The organism is Collinsella aerofaciens, assembly GCF_009876115.1.
In the GTDB taxonomy this organism is placed as follows: Bacteria; Actinomycetota; Coriobacteriia; order Coriobacteriales; family Coriobacteriaceae; genus Collinsella; species Collinsella aerofaciens_N.
This window is the reverse complement of record NZ_WWSY01000011.1, coordinates 35,272-55,539: the sequence shown is the minus strand read 5'-3', so window position 1 is coordinate 55,539 and position 20,268 is coordinate 35,272. Positions and strand designations below refer to the sequence as shown.

General features: G+C 59.5%; 17 protein-coding genes. 8 read left to right on the top strand and 9 right to left on the bottom strand.

The features are described 5' to 3' along the window. Positions 1-2: 2 nt before the first annotated feature. A complete protein-coding gene (locus tag GT571_RS06945) occupies positions 3-1,106 on the top strand; it encodes an RsmB/NOP family class I SAM-dependent RNA methyltransferase (RefSeq protein ID WP_161156286.1) in 1,104 nt (367 codons plus the stop codon). A gap of 24 nt (positions 1,107-1,130) precedes the next feature. On the opposite strand, the gene GT571_RS06940 is transcribed toward GT571_RS06945, so the two are convergent. After that, a complete protein-coding gene (locus GT571_RS06940; protein ID WP_161156283.1) occupies positions 1,131-1,301 on the bottom strand; it encodes a hypothetical protein in 171 nt (56 codons plus the stop codon). Positions 1,302-1,492: 191 nt separating this feature from the next. On the opposite strand from GT571_RS06940, the gene GT571_RS06935 reads away from it, so the two are divergent. Next, positions 1,493-2,584 (top strand): beta/alpha barrel domain-containing protein, encoded by a 1,092-nt coding sequence (locus GT571_RS06935; protein ID WP_117639734.1) that lies wholly within the window; start codon positions 1,493-1,495, stop codon positions 2,582-2,584. An 80-nt stretch (positions 2,585-2,664) separates the two neighbouring features. Here the strand turns inward: GT571_RS06935 and GT571_RS06930 are convergent, their stop codons facing one another. Then, positions 2,665-3,555 carry a DegV family protein gene (locus GT571_RS06930; RefSeq protein WP_161156281.1) on the bottom strand — a complete coding sequence of 297 codons (891 nt, stop codon included), beginning with the start codon at positions 3,553-3,555 and terminating at the stop codon, positions 2,665-2,667. A 320-nt stretch (positions 3,556-3,875) separates the two neighbouring features. Here GT571_RS06930 and GT571_RS06925 point away from each other — a divergent pair, with 320 nt between their 5' ends. From GT571_RS06925 to GT571_RS06915, 3 genes are all read left to right on the top strand, one after another. Next, positions 3,876-5,792 (top strand): fructose-1,6-bisphosphatase, encoded by a 1,917-nt coding sequence (locus GT571_RS06925; protein ID WP_161156279.1) that lies wholly within the window; start codon positions 3,876-3,878, stop codon positions 5,790-5,792. Positions 5,793-5,870: 78 nt separating this feature from the next. Then, positions 5,871-6,266, top strand: coding sequence for a GtrA family protein (locus GT571_RS06920; RefSeq protein ID WP_117564479.1), 396 nt, complete (start codon positions 5,871-5,873; stop codon positions 6,264-6,266). A 218-nt stretch (positions 6,267-6,484) separates the two neighbouring features. Continuing rightward, on the top strand, positions 6,485-6,892 hold the full coding sequence (locus tag GT571_RS06915) for a GtrA family protein (protein ID WP_055250894.1): 408 nt from the start codon (positions 6,485-6,487) through the stop codon (positions 6,890-6,892). Between the two features lie 158 nt (positions 6,893-7,050). Here GT571_RS06915 and GT571_RS06910 read toward each other — a convergent pair whose 3' ends face one another. From GT571_RS06910 to GT571_RS06880, 7 genes are all read right to left on the bottom strand, one after another. Further along, entirely contained in the window at positions 7,051-7,938 is an 888-nt protein-coding gene (locus GT571_RS06910; RefSeq protein WP_233502362.1) for a DUF4430 domain-containing protein, read from the bottom strand. A 9-nt stretch (positions 7,939-7,947) separates the two neighbouring features. Beyond that, entirely contained in the window at positions 7,948-11,739 is a 3,792-nt protein-coding gene (locus tag GT571_RS06905) for a DUF4430 domain-containing protein (protein ID WP_161156277.1), read from the bottom strand. A gap of 431 nt (positions 11,740-12,170) precedes the next feature. Continuing rightward, positions 12,171-13,934 (bottom strand): ABC1 kinase family protein, encoded by a 1,764-nt coding sequence (locus tag GT571_RS06900; protein ID WP_161156275.1) that lies wholly within the window; start codon positions 13,932-13,934, stop codon positions 12,171-12,173. Between the two features lie 8 nt (positions 13,935-13,942). After that, positions 13,943-14,359, bottom strand: a complete 417-nt coding sequence (locus GT571_RS06895; RefSeq protein WP_117583986.1) for a hypothetical protein — start codon at positions 14,357-14,359, stop codon at positions 13,943-13,945. A gap of 99 nt (positions 14,360-14,458) precedes the next feature. Next, the gene (locus GT571_RS06890; protein WP_161156273.1) at positions 14,459-15,982 is read right to left on the bottom strand and encodes a C69 family dipeptidase; all 1,524 of its coding nucleotides are present in this window, start codon (positions 15,980-15,982) and stop codon (positions 14,459-14,461) included. A gap of 355 nt (positions 15,983-16,337) precedes the next feature. Then, complete coding sequence (locus GT571_RS06885) at positions 16,338-17,192, bottom strand: bifunctional 5,10-methylenetetrahydrofolate dehydrogenase/5,10-methenyltetrahydrofolate cyclohydrolase (RefSeq protein ID WP_161156271.1); 855 nt, start codon at positions 17,190-17,192, stop codon at positions 16,338-16,340. A 2-nt stretch (positions 17,193-17,194) separates the two neighbouring features. Continuing rightward, positions 17,195-17,827 carry a cyclodeaminase/cyclohydrolase family protein gene (locus tag GT571_RS06880; protein ID WP_158549281.1) on the bottom strand — a complete coding sequence of 211 codons (633 nt, stop codon included), beginning with the start codon at positions 17,825-17,827 and terminating at the stop codon, positions 17,195-17,197. 376 nt (positions 17,828-18,203) lie between these two features. On the opposite strand from GT571_RS06880, the gene GT571_RS06875 reads away from it, so the two are divergent. The 3 genes from GT571_RS06875 to GT571_RS06865 all read left to right on the top strand — a co-directional run bounded on the left by GT571_RS06875 (position 18,204) and on the right by GT571_RS06865 (position 20,264). Then, the gene (locus tag GT571_RS06875) at positions 18,204-18,806 is read left to right on the top strand and encodes a hypothetical protein (protein ID WP_147326467.1); all 603 of its coding nucleotides are present in this window, start codon (positions 18,204-18,206) and stop codon (positions 18,804-18,806) included. 242 nt (positions 18,807-19,048) lie between these two features. Then, positions 19,049-19,642, top strand: coding sequence for a hypothetical protein (locus GT571_RS06870; RefSeq protein WP_161156269.1), 594 nt, complete (start codon positions 19,049-19,051; stop codon positions 19,640-19,642). 304 nt (positions 19,643-19,946) lie between these two features. Then, the gene (locus GT571_RS06865; RefSeq protein ID WP_161156267.1) at positions 19,947-20,264 is read left to right on the top strand and encodes a hypothetical protein; all 318 of its coding nucleotides are present in this window, start codon (positions 19,947-19,949) and stop codon (positions 20,262-20,264) included. Positions 20,265-20,268: the final 4 nt, after the last annotated feature.

Below are 20,268 nucleotides of genomic sequence, written 5' to 3'. Positions count from 1 at the left end.
GGATGTCCAAGCCGCGTCGTCGTAAGCAGAAAAAGCAGGTCAAGGCCGAGCTCAAGCTCAGGCAGTTTGCCGCCACCGAGCTTTCCGACCAGCTTGCCGCCCTCCCCTGCGCTGCCGACCTGCCGCGCTTTATGGTCGACACGGTTGCCGGCGCCTATACGCCTGCCGATGCCGAGCTCATGATCGAGGGCTTCGGCGCCGCGGCCACACGCCCGGTCACACTGCGCGCCAACACGCTCAGGGCGACCGCCGAGGACATCGCTGCGGCGCTCGATGCCGCCGGCATCGCCCACAACCCCGTCGCCTGGTACCCAGACGCCTTTATCCTGCCCGAGGCCCAGGTTTCCGATCTGTGGGATCTCGGCATCTACCGCGACGGCAAGATCTACCTGCAGAGCCTGTCGTCCATGATGCCGCCGCTGGTCCTGGGCGCACAGGCAGGCGAAGACATCCTGGACATGTGCGCAGCCCCTGGCGGCAAGACGACGCAGATCGCCGCCCTCACGCAGGGGCAGGCGCACCTTACCGCCTGCGAGATGAGCATTCCCCGCGCCGAGAAGCTCGAAGCCAACCTCCACCGCCAAGGCGCAAAAAACGTGCCCGTCATGCGCACCGACGCACGCGAGCTCGACGAGTTCTTCCGCTTTGACCGCATCCTGCTCGACGCTCCCTGCACCGGCACGGGCACCGTCATCAGCGGCAACGAGAAAAGCCTGCGCGGCCTGACCGAGCAGCTGCTCGTCAAATGCGCCCGCTCGCAGCGTGCGCTTCTGGACCGCGCCATGGGAGCCCTCAAACCGGGCGGCACGCTCGTCTATTCGACTTGTTCGATCTTGCCGCAGGAAAACGAGGACGCCCTGCAAGAGGCCCTCGACAAGCATATGGACTGCGAGCTCATCCCCCTCGACGGCACGCCAAGCGAAAGTGAGGCACGCCGCGCCCAGGAAGCTGGCGAGGAGCCGCGCATCGAGTCCAACGCCCTGACCGAAGCCATTGCCGCGGGTCAGGTATCGGCCATCGCCAACGGCCTGCCCGGCACGCTCACCATTCCGCCCAGCCGCGAATTTGAGGGCTTCTACATTGCCCTGATCCGAAAACGCAGCTAGCGCACGGATCCAAAACTCAACAAGCTATCTCCGTGCGCGTTTGCCCTGCTGGTCGCGATGCTGTTTAAGCATCGCGCGCTCCTTGCGTTCGGTCCTTTTGCCCTTAATGGCCGTGACCACAAAGTAGATGACCGCGGCGGCAACGATTGCGCCCACACACAGGCCAATCGAGCCAAACATTGCTGTCAATTCCATACCGCGTCACCTCTCTTTTAAACGGGACATTCAAGATAGCACCTCAATACCCGCCACCACAGCTCCTTCACGTTCGCCGGCCCTTCGGTCTAACGGATGGCGCGGCGGGGAAAAATCAACTCGTCAAACGATTTAGCATTCGCAATTCCGGCTGCATCGCGCCGGCCGTCATCACATAGAATCGAGCCTCCATGGATACCCTCAACGATCTAAACGAGCGCGTCGACGCCTTCGTCGGCACCAGCTCCTTCGACACGCCTGCCGCGGCAAACGACCAAGCTCCCATCGATGTGCCCGCCGAGGTTCACGAAGACATCGTCGCCTCGGTCGATTTCTCCGAGGTCGAGCTCGCAGACGAGTTCACCGAGCCCCAGGTAGCCGTCACGCCCAACGGCCTGCTCCCTATGGAGCCCCTGCCCATCGACGGACGTCTGCGCAAGGCTGCCCTTCGCATGCCCGACGAGATCGAGGAGGCCAGCGGCTTCACGCTCTTCGGCCGCCGCATCAAGTCGCTCATTTACACCACCGATGTCGCGGTTATCCGCAACTCCAACGCCGATGCCGTCTTTGCCGTTTACCCCTTCACGCCGCAGCCGGCCATTACGCAGGCACTGTTGACCGTCGCCGAGTGCCCGGTCTTTGTAGGCGTGGGCGGCGGAACTACGACCGGTAAGCGCTCCGTTCAGATGGCAGCCGTCTCCGAGATGCAGGGCGCGGCGGGCTGTGTGGTCAACTCCCCCGCCACCGCCGAGATGGTCGAGCACATCACCAACATCGCCGACATCCCCGTCATCGCCACGGTCGTACGTTGCGACGACGATGCTCACGCAAAGGTGCGCGCCGGCGCCAAGATTCTTAACATCGCCGCTGGCAAAAACACGCCGCAGGTCCTGCGTGAACTGCGCGAGCACTATCCCAACCTGCCGCTCATCGCGCCGGGCGGCAAGACGCCCGAGAGCATCCGCGAGACCATCGCCGCCGGCGCCAACGCCATCATCTGGACGCCGCCTTCGGCACAGCAGCTACAGACCGACATGATGCAGCGTTATCGCAAGATGAAGGAAGACGCCACGCCCGTTATCTCGCGCGACGATGTGCCCATTATCGACCAGGTCGCCGCCGCCGAAGTCAGCCAGGTCGAGAACATGAATCCCGACGTGCCGATTCCCGACGAGGTCATCGAGCGCGTCGCTTCGATCCACGAGCGCGTCGAGGAGCGTCGCGCCAACCGCGGGCTCAAGCCCTCACTGCACGGCTTTTTCTTCCGAGGAAAGAAACGCTAACCGCAACAGCAAGGCCCGCCCCACAAACGTGAGGCGGGCCGTTTTCGTTTGAGCAATCATGCAGCGATGTGATGGGGCAATTAATCCACGCGCTTGTCGCCCATAAAGAAGAGCGCCACCGTACCAGGTCCGGTGTGCGAGCCAATCAGAGTACCGATGTTATTGATCTCAATCTTGCCTTTAAGCTGCGGAATCTGTTCCTCGATCAGCGCCGCAACTGCCTCGGCATCCTCGCGACACGCCGAGTGCGACATGATGCACTTACCCGAATAATCCGCACCGTCCTGCACATGTGCCACCATGGTCTTAGCCATCTCGGAAATCGCGCGCTTCTTAGTGCGAATCTTCTCACGTGGCGACAGCCCACCTTCGCAATCGACCGTCATAAGCGGGCAAATCTTAAGCGCCGTGCCGATGATCGCGCTCGCAGCCGAAATGCGACCGCCGCGCAGGTAGCTCGACAGATCGGTCGAGAAGAACCAGTGGTGCAGGTTGAGCTTGTGCTCCTCGATCCAGGCAGCCGTCTCGTCGAGTGAAGCCCCGCTATCGCGCACGTCGGCGGCACATTCCGCCAGCAGGCCAAAGCCCGAAGACGCCGCCAGCGAATCGATGACGCGCACCTTGCCGCCCTGGGGATAGCGATCCACGAGCATCTGCGCCGCAACGCAAGCCGAGCCATACGTACCCGAAATACCCGACGACAACGTCAGGTGCAGCACGTCTTTACCCTCGGCAACAAGCGGCTCCCAAAACTCCTCGTACTCACCCACGCTCACCTGAGACGTCTTGGGCATGGCGCCCGCGGATATCTGGGCAAAAAACTCGTCCGGCGTAATCGACTGATACAGATCGTCCGTATAGACAACATCGTCGATCTCGTAATGAAAACACACGACAGGGATATTGCGCGATTCAAAGAACTCCCGAGTTCGATCGGCGGCGGATTCACAGGTCAGGACAAAATCACTCATATGAGGCTCCTTACTCATTGCTGCGCAAATTATCGCACAGTGAGCCTACATACGGTACATATGTCCACTATTTACCAAATCGAACCAATAATAGCGAACATCTTTACCACCATCGTCTCCACCGACCCCACGCATAAATATCTGAGAAAACACCTTCTGTCGTCTCCACCCAACCGCCATATCTACCTCAACTAAATCGATTTACCAAACCGTTCGGCCAACAATTCAACCTCCCACCCCCAATCGAAACAAAAGCGGCGCATACTGATAAACGTTTGACGCTGTTTATCAGTTTTACCAGCCCTATCGGAAGGTGTTTCATGGTCGCATTCGATCGCAATCCGCAAGACTTCAAGTATCTGCGTCTGCTGTCGAAACAATTTCCCACCGAGCAATCCGCGTTTACCGAGATCATCAATCTCTCGGCCATTCTCAACCTGCCCAAAGGCACCGAACATTTTATGAGCGACGTGCATGGCGAGTACGAAGCCTTTATGCACATCCTCAACAACTGCTCGGGCGTCGTGCGCGAGCATATCGACGAAATCTTTGGCGAAACGCTCTCCTTTGACGAGAAGGGCGAGCTGTGCACGCTTATCTACTACCCGCGCGAGAAGATCGAGCTGGTCCGCAGCCAGCGCGAGGACTCACCCACCTGGTACAAGACGATGCTTGACCAGCTCATCATGGTCGCTCGTTCGCTTTCAAGCCGCTACACGCGCTCCAAGGTGCGTAAGGCCATCCCGCGCGATTACGCCTATATCATCGACGAGTTGTTACACACGCACCCGGACGAGAACAACTATCGCGTGCGCTATCACGAGCGCATCGTGGAGTCCATCCTAGAGACCGCCAGCGCCGACGACTTTATCGAGTCGCTCGCCTCGCTCATCAAGCGCCTGGCCGTCGACCACCTGCACCTGGTGGGCGATATCTTCGACCGCGGTGGCGGCGCGGCCAAGATTATGGACCGCCTGCTCACCTACCATTCACTCGACATCCAGTGGGGCAACCACGACCTGCTGTGGATGGGCGCTGCGGCCGGTGAACCTGCCTGCATCGCCACGGTGCTGCGCAACAACCTACGCTACGACAACTACGAGATCCTGGAGAACGACTACGGCATCTCGCTGCGTGAACTTGTCGCCTTTGCTGATGCCACCTACACCGCCGGCGAGTCCATCACCCCGCTGATCAAGGCCATCAACGTGCTGCTCTTTAAGCTCGAGGGCCAGATTATCCAGCGCCATCCCGAGTTCGACATGACCGACCGCCTGTTACTCGACAAGATCGAACACGACACCGGCACGGTCACGCTCGCCGACGGCAGCGTGTGGCCGCTCACGACCAACGACTTCCCCACCGTCGACCCGGCGGACCCCTATACGCTCACGTCTCAGGAGCAGCACATCATCGACAAGCTCGTGTCCGAGTTTGTCACCGCCGATCACCTGCATCGCCATATCGATTTCCTCTATTCCCACGGCTCGATGTACAAGGTTGCCAACGGCAACCTGCTGTTCCATGGCTGCGTGCCACTCAACGAAGACGGCACCTTTAGCAGCATGAACTGCCTGGGCACCTGGCACGCTGGCCGCGATTATCTCGATTTTTGCGACTACATCGCCCGCCGCGCCTGGCGTGTGGGCGACCGCGACGCTCTCGACTGGATGTGGTACCTGTGGATTGGCTTTAACTCACCCGCCAGCGGACGCCTGGTGCGTACCTTTGAGCGCGCCTATATCGCCGATAAGAGCACCTGGGTCGAGCCGATGGACCCGTACTTTACGCTTACCAAGTCGCCCTCGGTCTGCGACGACATCATGCGCGAGTTTGGCGTCACGCCCATGGCATGTTCACCGACCGGCCACATCATCAACGGCCACACGCCCGTTAAAACCACCAAGGGCGAGCAGCCCATCCGCGCCGAGGGCAAGCTGCTGGTCATCGATGGCGGCTTCTGCCGCGCTTACCATCCCAAGACGGGTATCGCCGGCTATACGCTCATCTCGAGCTCGCGCGGCTGCCGCCTCAAGTCGCACCGGGCCTTTACGACGGTTGCCGAGGCACTCACCCGCAACGTCGATATCGAAAGCGAGACCAACCGCTTTGACGAGGCCGACCGTCGCCGCATGGTGAGCGACACCGATTCCGGTGCCAAGATCCGCAGCCAGATCCAGGACCTGCGCCAGCTGCTCGATGCATATAGAAACGGTGCTATCGAGGAGCGCGCCTAGCACCACCCGTGGGGATTGGCTAAACTTGCTGAGTTTGTCATCCCCGCGGCGCCCCGGCGCCACCATAAGGCAGGTACCATGCAAAAGCTCCTTGCGCAGATCATGAAGTTTGGCGTCGTCGGCGTCATTGCCACGGTCATCGACTTTGGCATTATGAATCTGCTCCACTACGGTCTGGGCCTCAACATCCTAATCGCCAACACCAGCGGCTTTATCATCTCACTCATCTTTAACTACCTCGCCAGCATGAAGTACGTGTTTGCGCACAAGGAGGGCATGAGCCGCCGCCGCGAGTTCATTATCTTTGTCGTGCTGTCTGTGATCGGTTTGGGACTCAACGACGGCATCGTGCTGGCGCTCAACGCCGGCCTGGGGCTCGAGGCCAATATCGCCAAGATTTGCGCCACCGCGCTTGTCATGGTCTACAACTTTGTGACCCGAAAGATCTTCCTGGAAGGCGACGAGACCAAGTAACTCGCAACCTTACAGCTTTACAATGCCCACAGATGACGCGCGTCGAGCGCTGTGTTGTTCGTGGGCATTGCTCGTTTACGGGCAAATTTTCAACGTTTGCGGATTAGCATTTGATAATTTGGCGAGTTCGTATAGTTCTTGGCAAAGACCTTACGTTTCCCTTGCAAAAGCTCTAAAGTATCCTCTGCTCGATTCATCAACGCATTGGATGTGATTACGTGCGCAAGGCACTGGCACAACCTCATACCAAGCAGTTCCTCAAGTTCGCTGTCGTGGGTCTTATCTCCTTTGGCATCGACTGGGGTATGCTCATTGCGCTCGTCGAGCTGTTTCACCTCGACTTTTTGATGAGCACCACGGTCTCGTTTACCACGTCCGTCGTGGTCAACTACTGGCTCAGCATGAAGTATGTGTTCGACCACCGCGAGGGCATGAGCCGCAAGCGCGAGTTCACGATCTTCACCATCCTGTCGGTGATCGGCCTGGGCCTCAACGACCTATACATGTTTGTGGGCGTCACGTTTTTGAGCATCGGCTACCAGGCCATGAAGGCCATCGCCACGTTCCTCGTCACCTGGTACAACTACTTCAGCCGTCGCTTCTTCCTCGAGGGCGCACGGTCGTAGTCGATTCGCTATTTGCTTGAATGTATAACCGGTTGGAATTCCCATTCCAACCGGTTTTTTGTTTGCCGAGAGACCGGGCGGCCCGGTCCCATTCGCATGAAAACGGGCGGCCCGGATGTTTGTCCGAACCGCCCGTCTGGCGCGCTATGTCGAGGCCTCTAGCCTGTAACGTAATACCAGACCACGTTGTCGCCGTTGGAGAGAACGTAGTTGCTGCAGGCCGTCATGGGCGTTGTGCCGTTGACGGAGTACATCCAGCCGCTCGTACCGCCGTACTGTTTCTCCGCCAAACCACCAATCGCGGAGACATACGTGCCGTACGACGAGCCATGTGCGTTGACAGAAAGGCCCAGCGCGCACAGGGCATCGTAGACGGTAGCGCCTTCGTTAAAGGTAAAGGTGCCACCAGAAGACACAGGATTGCCCACAGCGCTCGATGTGACCGAAACCGTCACTGTTATGTAGCTGGACTCCTGCGAGCCGCTCTGGCCGCCCGAGGAGGCGTTTCCACCATTAGAGGATGAGGCTCCATCAGACGACTGGCCACCGCCAGACGCATTGGAAGTATCGCCGACTCCCGTATTTTGGGCAGCGGATTTATCGCCAGACTTCTTGCCGTCCTGACCATCGGACTTCTTGCTATCCGAGCTTTTATCCGATTCCTTGTCCGAAGACTCGGAATCGTCCTTGCCGTCGTTCGAACCCTTGGACTCGTCTTTTGCATCATTCGATGACTTGGAGTCCTCGGAACTGGCCTCGCCCGAAGCCATAGTCGAGCCAGACGCCTTGGTGTCCTTGGTGACGACGCTCTCCCCCGTCACGGCCTGAATGATCCAGTCGATGGACCAGGCGCCGCTCTCGGAAGGATGGACGAAGCCCAGCGAGACGACGATCAGAATGGTGCACGCGGCAGTCAAAACGCCAAGGAGCGCCTTGCGACGAGGGGCGGACGCCGCCGAAGCGGCGCCCTGTTGCTTTGTATCGTCGAACTGAATGAACGAGGAATCTGGTTGCTTGGGGTCAGCGTCCTTGGATTTATTGGACACAGCCCTCACCTACCGACGTTTGGTGAACACGAACACGCCGACGATGGCGAGACCGATGACGCCGGCGGCAACGCCAACAATGGCGAGCGGGTTGGTGCCAGCCTCCTGCTCGGAGGCACTAGAGGACTTCTTAGCAGTGGTCGTGGAAGCAGCACCCGTATCGGACTTGGAATCGGACTTCTTGTCGGACTTGCTGTCCTTCTTGTCAGACTTCTTGTCAGACTTCTTCTCGTCCTTCTTATCGGACTTATCGGAGTCCTTCTTGTCGGACTTGTTGTCCTTGGTCTCGGTCTTGGTCGACACCGTCGTCTTGGTCGCCGGCTTATGACCCGGGGCGACAACGCCGCCAGCCTGCTGGCCCTTCGTGCCAGAGCCGGAACCCGTGCCAGTGCCGGCACCAGCACCAGAACCGTTGCCAGCGCCACCGTTACCACCATTAGTGCCAGAACCGCCATTACCGCCAGGGTTAACAGCATTCTTGGTCCACTTGGCATACAGCGTCAGATCGGCCGTCACCGGCGTACTGAAGTCATACGCCTGCGTGCAAGCCTCATCGGTGAACCAACCGCCGAAAGTGTAGCCATCGCGCGTCGGATCGGCCGGCTTGACCAGCTTGCCGTCGGCCGTAGCAACGAACTTAGTGTCGCAAGCAGACCCGCCGTTGGAATTAAAGGCAACCGTCCAAGACTCGACAGCCCCCAGCTTGAACAGAGTACCCGAATCATTGATGTAGTAGAGGTTGCCAGAAGCATCGGCAATGACCGGAGAGTCACAGTACTGGTAATGGCCAGCCGCATCATAAATCTGCGTCGCCTCTGCGTCGCCAAGCGTATAGCGATACACGCCACCGCCAGCAGAGTAGTTGACGTAATCCTTGCTATCCGCGCTGTTCACGGTGAAGTACACATAGGTCTTGCCGCCCTGAACACTCACCAGCGGAGTAGCAGCAATACCGTTGAGGCCAGCCGGCAGCGCCTTGCCGTCGGCAGCAGCGACCATCGTGGTCTTACCCGTCTTCAGGTTATAGAGAACCAGAGCAGAGCCCGTAGCCGTCTGTCCGCCGACAATCAGATTGTCACCAGACACCGCTGGGGCGCTCAGATTATTCGTAAGGCCCAGATCAACCGTCTTCTGTTCACTCAGCACGCCCTTTGCCGAAAGCGAAATCACATGGAGCTTTCCGTCGTGCGTCATCTGATAGAAGGTCGAACCATTGGACGGATCGGCAATGCAATCGGCATTTGCGACAGCGCCGAGCTTCATGGTCGAAACGACATCGCCCGTCGTCTTATCAATGCACTTAAGCGTGCCCGCGCTCGTAGGAACAATGGTGTACTTATCCGTCAGCGCAGCGCCAGTCCAATAATAGCCCTCGGAAGGGTCAATGTTCTGCCAAGAGACTTCGCCCGTGGCAATCTTGATACGCTTCAGGGAGCCGTTGCCGTAGGTCGCGTTGTAGTTCTCGTCATACGAAATATCGACCGTACCAACATAGACATACTCGCCGTCCGAAACGACGGTGCAGGAGCTCTGCGTCAAGTCCGTCAAACCAGGCGTCAGCCACTTGCAGATCAGCTTGTCTGCAGTAATCGCCTGGACCGCACCGCCGTTGAGCGGAACGATGATAAGGCCGTTGGTATAGATCGGACGAGAGGTATAGCTCACCTTGGAGGCAAGCGGCGCAGAGGCAACCTTTTTGCCCGTGGACGAATCGATCTTAATGAGCTCGTTCTCGGTCGCGATGTACACAAAGCCGTTAGCGATGACAGGTTCGCTGCAGTTGGCATACTGCTGACCAGACTCGGCCTTCCAATCGAAGGCCCACTTAAGACCGGCGGCCTGCGCAGGTGTCTTGGCATCCGTTACGGTCGAACCGTTGCCACCGTTGCCGTAGCCGGCCCACTCGGCATCCCAATCAGGAGTCGTTGCACTCGGGTCCACGACAATCTTGTCGGGATCGGGCATGGGCGATTTATCGGTGGTGTAGGCAAACGTAGCCTTGTCGCCGCTCTTGAGCGTGACCTGGTTGGCGCAGAGAGATGAGGGCTCTCCGTTGATAAACAGACGCCAATATTTCTTGGTCGCACCATCCCAGCCATACGGCTTGTGATCGAACGGCGAAGTAATGGAATTCAGGAACCAGTACTCACCACTCTGGGAGCCGTTGTACGTAACGCCCTTCGCCTTCAGAACCGTCTCAATAAGGTCCTGGGCCGTAGAGCCTTCGGGCAGGGAAACATTGCTTGCCGAGCCCCAGCGAGTATTGTTGCCGTTGACATCGGGACCGATAACATCGACGGACCCAAGAACCTGACCGGGGAGGGCATCGGCGTCAGCACCATACATAAAGGTGACGGCGTCACCCTCTTGGAGTTCGTAGTTGCCGGCCCCGACTTGGGCGAACTTGCCATTTACATAGAACTGCCAATAACTTTTGGTCGCAGGATCATACTCATAGGTCTTACCGTCAAGCGGCGAGGTAATGCCGCTGAGGTACCAACCCCAAGACTCTTCTTTAGCATCGAGGGTAAGACCAGTCTGCTCCAGCAAATCCTTAGCAGTGGAACCAGCCTTGAGACTCGTCTGGCCCGTCGAGGCCCAAACCTGCTGCTTGCCGTCCTTGTCCTTACCGAGGACCTGAACGGAGGCACGGACGGAATCAGAGGGCAACTGGTCGCCCCAGCCACCGTAGAACCACGTAACGGTATCGCCAGCATGAATGGTGACATTGTCTGCCGTGTAGTCGCTCGACTTGCCGTTGATGAACAGCTGCCAATAGGTCGAATAATCGAGCGGCGTACCCAGCTCAACGCCGTTGTACTTAAGGCTCAGAATGAAGGAGCCCGCAGCAACGGCGTCGATGTCATTCGCCTCGAGCGCGACCTTCGTAAGGTCAAGTGCGCTCGAGCCGGACGTCACCACATACTGCGCGTTATCGACCCAAGTCTGAGTCTTGCCCTGGGCATCGCGACCAATGACGGTCACATTTGCGGCAACCTGGTCCTTAACGACAGGGGACGCGCTACCAGCCGTATAGGCAAACTCAATCTTCTGCCCCTGGGTGAGCTTGATGCTGCTCGCGCCAACCGAGGAAGACGCGCCATCAACAAAGAGCTGCCAGAAGGCACCAGTTGTCGCGTCGTAGGCAAGCGTGCGGCTATCCGTCGGGGACGTAATGCTCTTGAGGTAGAACCCGTATGCCGTGTTTGCATCGTAGTCCGCCTTGAAGCCCGTCTTCTGCTGCAGCTTAACGAAGGCGTCCGCAGCCGTCGCGCCCTCGTCGAGCTTGAGTTGCGTAGGTGCCACCCAGGTCTGAGCCTTGCCGTCGGCATCGGTGCCGACAATCGAGAACGAGACCTCGACTTGCTTCTTGGCGACATCGCCGGTTTCTGTCGGGTTCTCTGTCTGGACGGCAGTCGCGGCGGCAGATCCTGCTTGGCCAGCGGATGCCGTCGAAGACTGCACGCTCGTGGCAGGGCTCTCCCCCGTCGCCGAGCCTTCGTCGCCAGTTGCCGCCTCTGTAGTGGCGGCACTAGCTGCAGGCGCGCCCTCGGAATCCGAAACCTCGGCCTTACCCTGGTCGGCAGCACCATCCGCAGGCGCTGCACCCTCGTCCGGCGTCGCAGCCTGAGCCACAGCCTCGGCAATGCCCTCGGCGCCCTCGGCCCACAGCTGAGCCGGCGTGGTGCCAAAGGCCATCGCGAAGGCCAGGAATGCCACCAGGCCGCGCTTGGCTACGCCGCGCGCAATTGCGCCACGGCGATGCGAGACGCGCTGGCGCTCGTCCACAAACATATCCATTTGTCTCCCATTGTCTGTACTTGGAGCGTTGCCTTGAGGCTGCCCCACGTCATCGCGCATGTTGCGCTCGAGTTCCCCCATCGGGGTCCCCCTTCCCTCCAGAGCCCTATGCACACCGGCGGCATACGCCGCAGCCGCATGCAAGATGGGAGGCGATCCGACTTAACCTTAACGACTCGGGCACGTCGTCCGATCTGCGACGCGAACATCCCGAGCCAAGAGGAATTACGGTTACTGGTACAGCCGGGGACTTGCACCCCAATTCTCCCAAACGCGCAGGTAAACCGCGCATTCGTGCGTCTCCGCACCACCATCTAGGCCATCGATTATTACCGTCAAAATGGTATCACGCAAAAGGGCCTCGCACGCAGGCGAAGCCCAAGGTAAAAGCTATTGTTTGCGATAGGAAAATGCGGTGACGGTCGCGGCCTCTAGTGCTTGCCGCCGTGACTGTTGAGCCAGATATTGCGGCCCAGCATAAGCGCCAGCACCAGTGCGCTGACGTAGCCCATAAAGCCAATGACCGGGATACCAAACACAACCGGCTCGATGCGCGCGTAGTACACCACCGACGAACCGATAAACAGGCCAGCAATCACAATTGCCATCGACATACGGTCGATAATTCCGCCCAGCTGTCGCAGCGCCTTATCGCTGCTCATGATCTGCGTGTTCACCTTAAGCTGGCCGCGCGTGAGCATGCGCGAAGCCAGGCCAAGATACTCGGCCGCCTCGAGCGAGCCCTTCGCCGCGCGATAGCTGCTCGCGGCAAGATCGCGCCCCATGTCGCGCACGCGCGTATAGGTGCTTTTCTCGTTTTTAATGTGCGTTTGGATGATCTGGATCATGTTGACGTTGGGCATGTACTCGGTCAGCAAACCCTCGAGCGTCACCATGCCGCGCGCGAACATCGTTACCACGCTCGGCAGCTCAACGTCGTTTTTGCGCGCCAGGTTTAACAGCGAGGTCAAAAACTCGCCGATATCCAGATCCTTCAGGTCAAGGCCTGCAAAGTCAGCCACGATAAAGTCCAAATCGGACAAAAAGGCCGAATGATCGAGCTCAGCCGAGTCGCCACGCGTCACGGCGAAGCGCATGAGCGAATCCTTGAGCTTGGGCACGTCACCCTCGGCCACGGCGAAAATCATGTCCTTGACGATACCGCGATCGTGACTCGACATGCGTCCGACCATGCCCAAGTCGATAAAGTAAACGATGCCGTCCTTGAGAATAATGTTTCCCGCATGCGGGTCGGCATGGAAAAAGCCGTCATCGAGCACCTGCGTCGAGTAGTCCTCGACGATCGCGGCGCCGATCTTTTCCAAGTCATAACCCTCGGCTGCCAAACGCTTGGGATCGGCGATGGAGATGCCGTCGATGTAGTCCATGACCACCACGTGCTCGGTGCAAAGGTCCAGGTAGGATTTGGGACACGATACGCCATGCACGCTTTTGTGGAAGTCATAGAAATCGTTGAGGTTTTTGGCCTCGGCCAAAAAGTTGGTCTCCTCGCGAAACGAGGTCCACAGCTCTTCGACCACGCCGTGCAGGTCAACAAACTGGTCGGTGTTGACGAACTTGGAAACGATACGCACCACCGAGCGAATGATGTCGATGTCCTGCGCCATCACCTGCTGCGCACCGGGGCGCTGCACCTTAACGGCCACGTCCTCGCCGGTCACCAGGCGGGCGCGGTGCACCTGCGCGAGCGATGCGCTACCAAGCGGATTAGGGTCGATCGCATCGAACATCTCTCCCAGGCGCAGGCCGTATTCTTCTTCCAGACAACTGAGTACGACCTCGTACGGCACCGGCTCCACGTCGGACCGCAGACGACGCAGCTCGTCGCAAAAGCGTTGCGGCAGAATCTCGGACCGGTTGGCCAGAATCTGCCCCATCTTGACGAACATGGGGCCGAGTTCCTCGAGCAGGCGGCGCAAACGAACCGGCGTGAGGTTATCCCACACGCGGTACTTTTTGACCAGGCGAACAATCTGCCCGATGCGCTCGCGGCGACCCGCCGGCGTGAGCTGGTATTCTTCATCCGGCGCCATCGCGTCGGGCTCCTCGGGGACCATATCGACAGCGCGCGGCTTCTTGCGAGCGCCCGAGACGGCGGCATCGACCTCATCGACAACCGCCGCCTCGTCACCCAAGGGATCTAGATTGTTGTAATCGGTGGTGGAATCTGCCATCTGCGCTGCTACTCGGCCTCTTCGGTATCCTTCGCATCGTCGGGCTCAACGGACTCGACGGGCACCGAGGTCACGTTGTCCTCGACCGAATCGACGATGTCGCGCACATGGGCCAGGAAGGCCGTGCGCTCGGGGGCTGTCATGACGCGGACGCGAGCCAGAATGAGCTCGTCGAGCACGCGTTGGGCCGCGGTCTCGCCCTGCATGCCCAAGCGCTCGGTCAGATCGGAGATGGTACCGCCGGCCTGCTCGAACATGTCGGACACGCTGCGGGCGATATCGGGGGTGGCGGTGTCCTTGCGGACCTGCTCGCCTTTGGTGTTAAGGTCGTCGAGGACCTTCTTGCCGCCTTCGACAGCAACGGCGGCAGCGCCAAAGCCCACGTTGATGGCGCCGTTAACAAGCTGATCGAGTTTCATAACCATGGTTGTCTCCAATCACAAACAACTGCATTGGCCTTCTTGTACCCAAGATTGAGTGAAAGCGACAAAGCGTTTTAGCGCTATTCAACCGATAGGGAATCCCTACCTCACGTTATCGTTCATTGCGAAGGAGTTCTTCATGGCGCAGCTCGTGGTGTAGAGCACCTTGCCCAACAGAGCATCGGTTTCTACACGAACACGCTCGGCAAAGGCCTCGTTAGCGCGTGCAAGCTCGGCGGGCACCTCGGCCTCGGGCAGAACGGCTACGGCAGCGTCGACGTCATGGATCTGCTTGTGGCCCATGCCGCCGACCTTCTCCTGGTAGTCCTCCACGGCGCGGCCGCACTCGTGGAAGCGAACGTCGGCCAGCGCACCAATCAGGCGGTTGGCCCAGTAGAAGTTCTCGGACGTCACGCGAGCCTGGGTGCCGGCGTAGTACTCGGGCATGGTCTCGACGTTGGCGTACAGCGGAACCAGTGCGTTAAACGAGTTGGAGCCAAAGGCCATCCACTGCACGGCGCGATACGCCGGCTGCGCATAGGGGCGCAGCTGCAACACGGCGAGCTGGCTGTTGCGGTTGATGCCGATGGGGCGATAGGCGCCGCGCGTGGCGGGCGTACCCTTGCTGCCGTAGCAGTCGTACTCCGTGCCCTGGTAGTGGCTCGAAAGCACGTACTTGATGTCCTCGATGGTCACCTTGCGCTCGGGCACGCGGCTCCAGGGAATATCGTCGCTCTCGGGCGTGTAGTCGGCCTCGGAACCGTCCCACACATCGCTGGGGTTAAGGCAGCGCTGCATGTACCAGGCGCGCGGCGTGTTGTAGACGTGGTCGCTGTCACTGTGCGAGCCAAAGGCCTCGCGCGGGTTAAAGACCGCGGCGGGACCGTCGCCCTTAACACCCAGCGTCAGGTCCAGATGCCACTCGGCCATCCAGGAGCGCAGGTCGGCGGAGCACATGTGGTCGACCTGGACGCCCTCGGCGTCATCCAGGTCAAAGCTGTCGATACCCAGCTGGTTGGGCATGGTCACATAGGCGTCGTCAGGCACGCGCTTGGCGATCCAGTGGTGACCGCCTATTGTCTCGAGCCACCAGATCTCGTCCACATCACTAAAGGCGATGCCGTTGTTCTCGTAGGTGCCGTAGCGCTCGAGCAGGTTGCCCAGGATACGCACGCCGTCGCGGGCGGACTTGGCATACGGCAGCACCAGGGTCACCATGTCCTCCTCGCCCAGGCCACCGGGCTGCGCCGGAACATAGCCGTCCTCGCCCTCGTTGCCCTTGGCGGGCACGTAGTCGACGAGCGGGTCGGCGCCGCGAACGCGCTCGTTGGTGGTGAGCGTCTCGGTTGCGGACATGCCCACATTGAGCTCGTTGAAACCGGCCTCGGCCCAGATGCCGTGGCCCGGGACAACATCGGGGACGCTCGTGTAGCGCATGGGGTTATCGGGCAGCTCAACGGTCAGGTGGCTCAGGACACTCGTGTAGACACGCGGCTGCTCGTCGGGATGCACCACGCGCATGCGCTTGGGCTCAAACACCCCGTTGGACGAGTCCTCGTTGCGGGCAACCAACGTCGACCCGTCGTAGCTCGCGTTCTTACCAACCAAAATCGTTGTGCACGGCATGCGCATCCTCCTTGAGCGAAGAAATCAAACGATAACAGTGTATCGCTTCGGCGCAGAAAGGGCGAAACCACGGCGCTGGCAACCCCTGTGGTCAAAAAATGCCAAATATGAGTACTGTCACCAATTTAGTAACAGCAATTTTGCTACGCATGGGTGTCGAAAGTCTACATTTGTTCAAAAATTAGATGATGTAATTCCTCATAGGTCCAATAACAAAGGCTCTCTATCGATAATAAATATCGTTAGAGAGCCTATTTGACCTAAAATATATGAGACTATCTTGGCAACAGTACTCATATTTGGCATTTTTTGTCCACGTGGTATAGAACTAACCCCCTCAAACAGCCCAAAACGCCTATTTCGATGCACGCTCCGCCGCCTCGATTACGTGTTTGGCGAGAATCGCCGTCGTTACAGCGCCCACGCCACCCGGAACGGGAGTAATTGCGCCAACAATCGGCTCCGCAGCATCAAAATCGACGTCACCCACCAGCTTGCCAGCGGCCTCGTCCCAATTAATGCCAACATCGATGATCGTCTGGCCCTCGCGAACCGCGTCCACACCAATCGTGCGCGCGCGTCCAACGGCCGCAACCACAATGTCGGCAGCACGGCACTCGGCAGCAAGGTCGCGCGTATGCGTATGGCACGTTGTCACGGTCGCATTGCGCGCCGTAAGCATGGCGGCAACGGGACGCCCGATCACCAGCGAGCGCCCGACCACAGCAACCTTAGCTCCATCCAGCTCAACGCCGTAATGATCCAGCAGAGCAAGCACGGCTTCGGCTGTGCAGGGGGCAAAACCCTCGCCGCGCCCCGAAAGCGTGGTGAGCAGCGAAGCCGGCGTCATGGAGTCAACATCCTTGGCGGGATCGAGTGCCGCGGCGACGGCGTTCTCGTCAAGGCCGGCGGGCAGCGGGCGGAACATCAGACAGCCATGAACAGCAGGGTCGGCATTGATGTCCTTAATAGCCGCCAACAGCTCGTCCTGCGAAACATCAGCGGGAAGCAAAACGCGGCGAGCTTCAATGCCAACCTTCTCGCAGCGCCTGAGCGCACCGCGCTCGTAGGATAGGTCGTCCTCGCGTTCACCCACACGCACGATAGCCAACGTCGGAACAACGCCCCGCTCGCGCAGGGCTGCGCAGCGAGCAGCAAGTTCCTCAGTCAAAGCGCGAGCGACGGGAGCACCCTTCAGCAGTTCAGCCATGGCTATCCTCTCTTCCTTGCAGCGTCGGCGGCGCGGCGCGCCAGCGCATCGGCGCGCGGCAACCACATGTCGAGCAGCTCATCGCACGCGGTCTCGAGCTCCTCGGCGCGCGCCCGGTCCTTCATAGACGTGGTGTTGGCAAAGAGCGTCAAGCTCGCGCCCTGCATAGCGGAACGGCAGAACACGGCGCCGCACGCCACATCGGACAGCAGCTGACGCGAACCCTTGTCGGCCATGTCCTCGAGCAGCGCCAGCGCACGCCCGCAGGCATCCATAATGCGATACGGCGGCATAGCGGCCACATGCAGCGCATCCTGAATCGCGGTCGCTCGAGCCGGATCGTCACGCGGAATACCGTACGCCGCGGACACCTGCCCATAGGCACGAACGTCCTCGGCAACCAACTCGACAAGCTCCTGGGCCAGCTCATCAGCATGGGCAAACGCACGCGTCAGGTCATCCGCACGATCAGCAAGCGCGGGATTGGTCGCACCGTAGCGGGCAACCATTCCGCACAGCGAGGCGCCCAGCGCGCCCACAAAGGCGCTCGCGCTGCCACCGCCGGGAACCGGCTCGCGCGCGGCCAGCGCCTCGGCAAACCCGCGGCAGGTCTTGTCCATCATCTCTTGGCTCATACACATGCACCTTCAAGTCATATACATCGGTCGGGTGGCAACCGCCGACCGACCGCATCGATCACGTAATGGTGCTAAGTCTAGCCCATAAGCACATGAGCGTCAGCGCACCTGGCCATCGCGGATTTCTATGGCACACGATAGGCGGCAGCGACACAAACATGGGACACATGGCCCACCTTTCGAGACTCCCGGGCAGCGGCAACTGGGGCATACATATAGGTAAGGAGCCCTATGTTGGGGCAAGCTCATCACGGCGCCGGACGACGAATGGAGGAATAACCGCACAGTAAACAAAGGCATCATGTGCATGCGTAACCGCCGCCCCAGCGATCCGCGGCGCACGATGTCCCTGGCAGACAAGGAGGACGCCACCATGAAGAAAAAGACCCTATCGATTCTTTCCCTTTGCATCGCCCTCTTTGCCGCATTTGCCCTTGTCGGCTGCGGCGGGAGCGCATCGGGCGGAAGCGGCAGCACCGCCAAGAGCGAGAGCAGGGAAAAGGCCCCCGTCGCCGAAAAGACTGACTTTATCTGGTTTAAGGTCGAGATGCCCGAGAGCGTTGGCGTGAGCGACTCCGCCGGCAAGAACGCCGACAGGGTCCAGCTCACCTTCCCCGAGAACGAGAACGCCTCGGCCGATCGCTTTATCCCCGTTTGGAAAAAAGCGCTGACGGCCGAGGAATCCCACGCCGACCAGGCGGAAAAGAAGGGGGATACGTTCCAGTGGAAGGATGGCGGGTCCGTCGAGTATAACGGCAGGACGTGGCTCGTCGGAACATACGAGGACAACAGCGGCATCTCAACCATGCTTTTTACCGACGTTGAGCCGGGAAGCGTCTACGTCCTCATCTCGAACTTCGACCAGCACAAGAAAGAAGCCGAGACGCTCCTCAACTCCATCGAGTTCCCCGATGACATGGAAGAGGCAGTTTCCGAGGCACGCGAAGTCGAGATTTCGAGCATCGAGATCAAGTAACGGGACACCCGCACGTGCCTATGCGCACCCGCGTACACGCGCCCCATTAAAACAACGGGCACCCAACCCCGGGGAGGGCCGACAGCATCGGCCCTCCCCTCTTTTGCGTCCGAGCATATTGCCACTTAACGGCGCAAATCCGGCCCTCAGAATGGGACACATGGCCCACCCTAGCGAGCCGCCCACGCGTACAGTAAAGGCAGGTAATCCATGGGCGGTTACAGATCGAGGAGGACACGACCATGAAAAAGAAGGCCTTTGCGATTCTCACCCTCTGCATGAGTCTTTTTGCCGCAGTTGCCCTGGTGGGTTGCGGTGGAAGCGGTGGCGCTGCCGGCAGTGGCGGTGGCGGCGGAGCAGAAAAGCCAGCCGTGGATATGAGGACCGACTTCATTTGGTTTAAGGTCGAGGTGCCCGAGGGCGTCGAAATCACGGACGTCGCAGGCGACACCGCCGATAGGGCCCAGTTTAAGTTCACCGAGAGCGAGCACGCCAGCGATCGCTTCATCCCTGTCTTCGACTCTGACAAGAACGCTGACGAGCTGTTCGACTACGAGGCCAAATGGAAGGCCAACTTTGAGTGGACCGAGAATGATCCCGTCAAGTACAACGGCAAGACTTGGCGCAACGCTTCCTATACACACTCGGGCGGCGTAACGACTGAGTACTTCACCGAAGCAGGCGGCGGCAGCGTTTACGTGAGCATCGACAATGTCGAGGAGCACAAGGACGCCGTCGAGACCATGATGAAGTCTCTGGAGTTTGCCGATGACATTGCCAAGGCCAAGACCGAGGCCATGGACGTCAAGCTCGACGATATCGAGATCAAGCGCTAAGCGACTGGCGAGCGCAACGGGAAACACGGTCGCAGAGCAAACAAGCGACGGTACCCCAGCGCTTCGTACCCAGGGAGGGCCGGTAAACCGACCCTCCTTTTCTTATGCCGATAGCCGGCGAACGCGAGGGTGCCGGGCGGCAAAACCACCCCCAGCGCGGTAGCAGCACAAATAGACAAGCGCCCCAACGCGTCCGCCCGCCGATTTATGGCGCCACGCAGACAATTAAGCCAACACGTTTAGACATCCGGGCAGTATAGTGAACAAAATGAGTGCATAACCGCACCCTGCGAACGGAGGAGTTATGACCGAACACCACGCCATCAGCCGTCAAGCATTCACGTTGGGCCTAGGACTCGCAGCATTGTCGCCATTTGTAAGCCTGCCCGAAACCGCGGGATTGGGCCTTCCCGTGCGCGCGGCATTTGCAGAAGACGCTGCCACAGCGTCAGTCAGCCTCGACAATTTCGTCATTCGCCTTCGCCCCGCGGGCTATTTTCGCACCGCGAGCGTCAACCAAGACGGCAACGTTCGCGGCAACGTCTGCCACCTGTTTAACGACGGCACGTCCAGCAAGCTCATCCTTGAGAACGTAACGACCAAGAATGACGATACAAACTAGTATG

Coding starts and splice junctions, on each gene's coding strand:
- GT571_RS06945 (WP_161156286.1), top strand. CDS start 3: ATGTCCAAGCCGCGTCGTCGTAAGCAGAAAAAGCAGGTCAAGGCCGAG.
- GT571_RS06940 (WP_161156283.1), bottom strand. CDS start 1,301: ATGGAATTGACAGCAATGTTTGGCTCGATTGGCCTGTGTGTGGGCGCA.
- GT571_RS06935 (WP_117639734.1), top strand. CDS start 1,493: ATGGATACCCTCAACGATCTAAACGAGCGCGTCGACGCCTTCGTCGGC.
- GT571_RS06930 (WP_161156281.1), bottom strand. CDS start 3,555: ATGAGTGATTTTGTCCTGACCTGTGAATCCGCCGCCGATCGAACTCGG.
- GT571_RS06925 (WP_161156279.1), top strand. CDS start 3,876: ATGGTCGCATTCGATCGCAATCCGCAAGACTTCAAGTATCTGCGTCTG.
- GT571_RS06920 (WP_117564479.1), top strand. CDS start 5,871: ATGCAAAAGCTCCTTGCGCAGATCATGAAGTTTGGCGTCGTCGGCGTC.
- GT571_RS06905 (WP_161156277.1), bottom strand. CDS start 11,739: ATGGATATGTTTGTGGACGAGCGCCAGCGCGTCTCGCATCGCCGTGGC.
- GT571_RS06900 (WP_161156275.1), bottom strand. CDS start 13,934: ATGGCAGATTCCACCACCGATTACAACAATCTAGATCCCTTGGGTGAC.
- GT571_RS06895 (WP_117583986.1), bottom strand. CDS start 14,359: ATGGTTATGAAACTCGATCAGCTTGTTAACGGCGCCATCAACGTGGGC.
- GT571_RS06890 (WP_161156273.1), bottom strand. CDS start 15,982: ATGCCGTGCACAACGATTTTGGTTGGTAAGAACGCGAGCTACGACGGG.
- GT571_RS06885 (WP_161156271.1), bottom strand. CDS start 17,192: ATGGCTGAACTGCTGAAGGGTGCTCCCGTCGCTCGCGCTTTGACTGAG.
- GT571_RS06880 (WP_158549281.1), bottom strand. CDS start 17,827: ATGAGCCAAGAGATGATGGACAAGACCTGCCGCGGGTTTGCCGAGGCG.
- GT571_RS06875 (WP_147326467.1), top strand. CDS start 18,204: ATGAAGAAAAAGACCCTATCGATTCTTTCCCTTTGCATCGCCCTCTTT.
- GT571_RS06870 (WP_161156269.1), top strand. CDS start 19,049: ATGAAAAAGAAGGCCTTTGCGATTCTCACCCTCTGCATGAGTCTTTTT.
- GT571_RS06865 (WP_161156267.1), top strand. CDS start 19,947: ATGACCGAACACCACGCCATCAGCCGTCAAGCATTCACGTTGGGCCTA.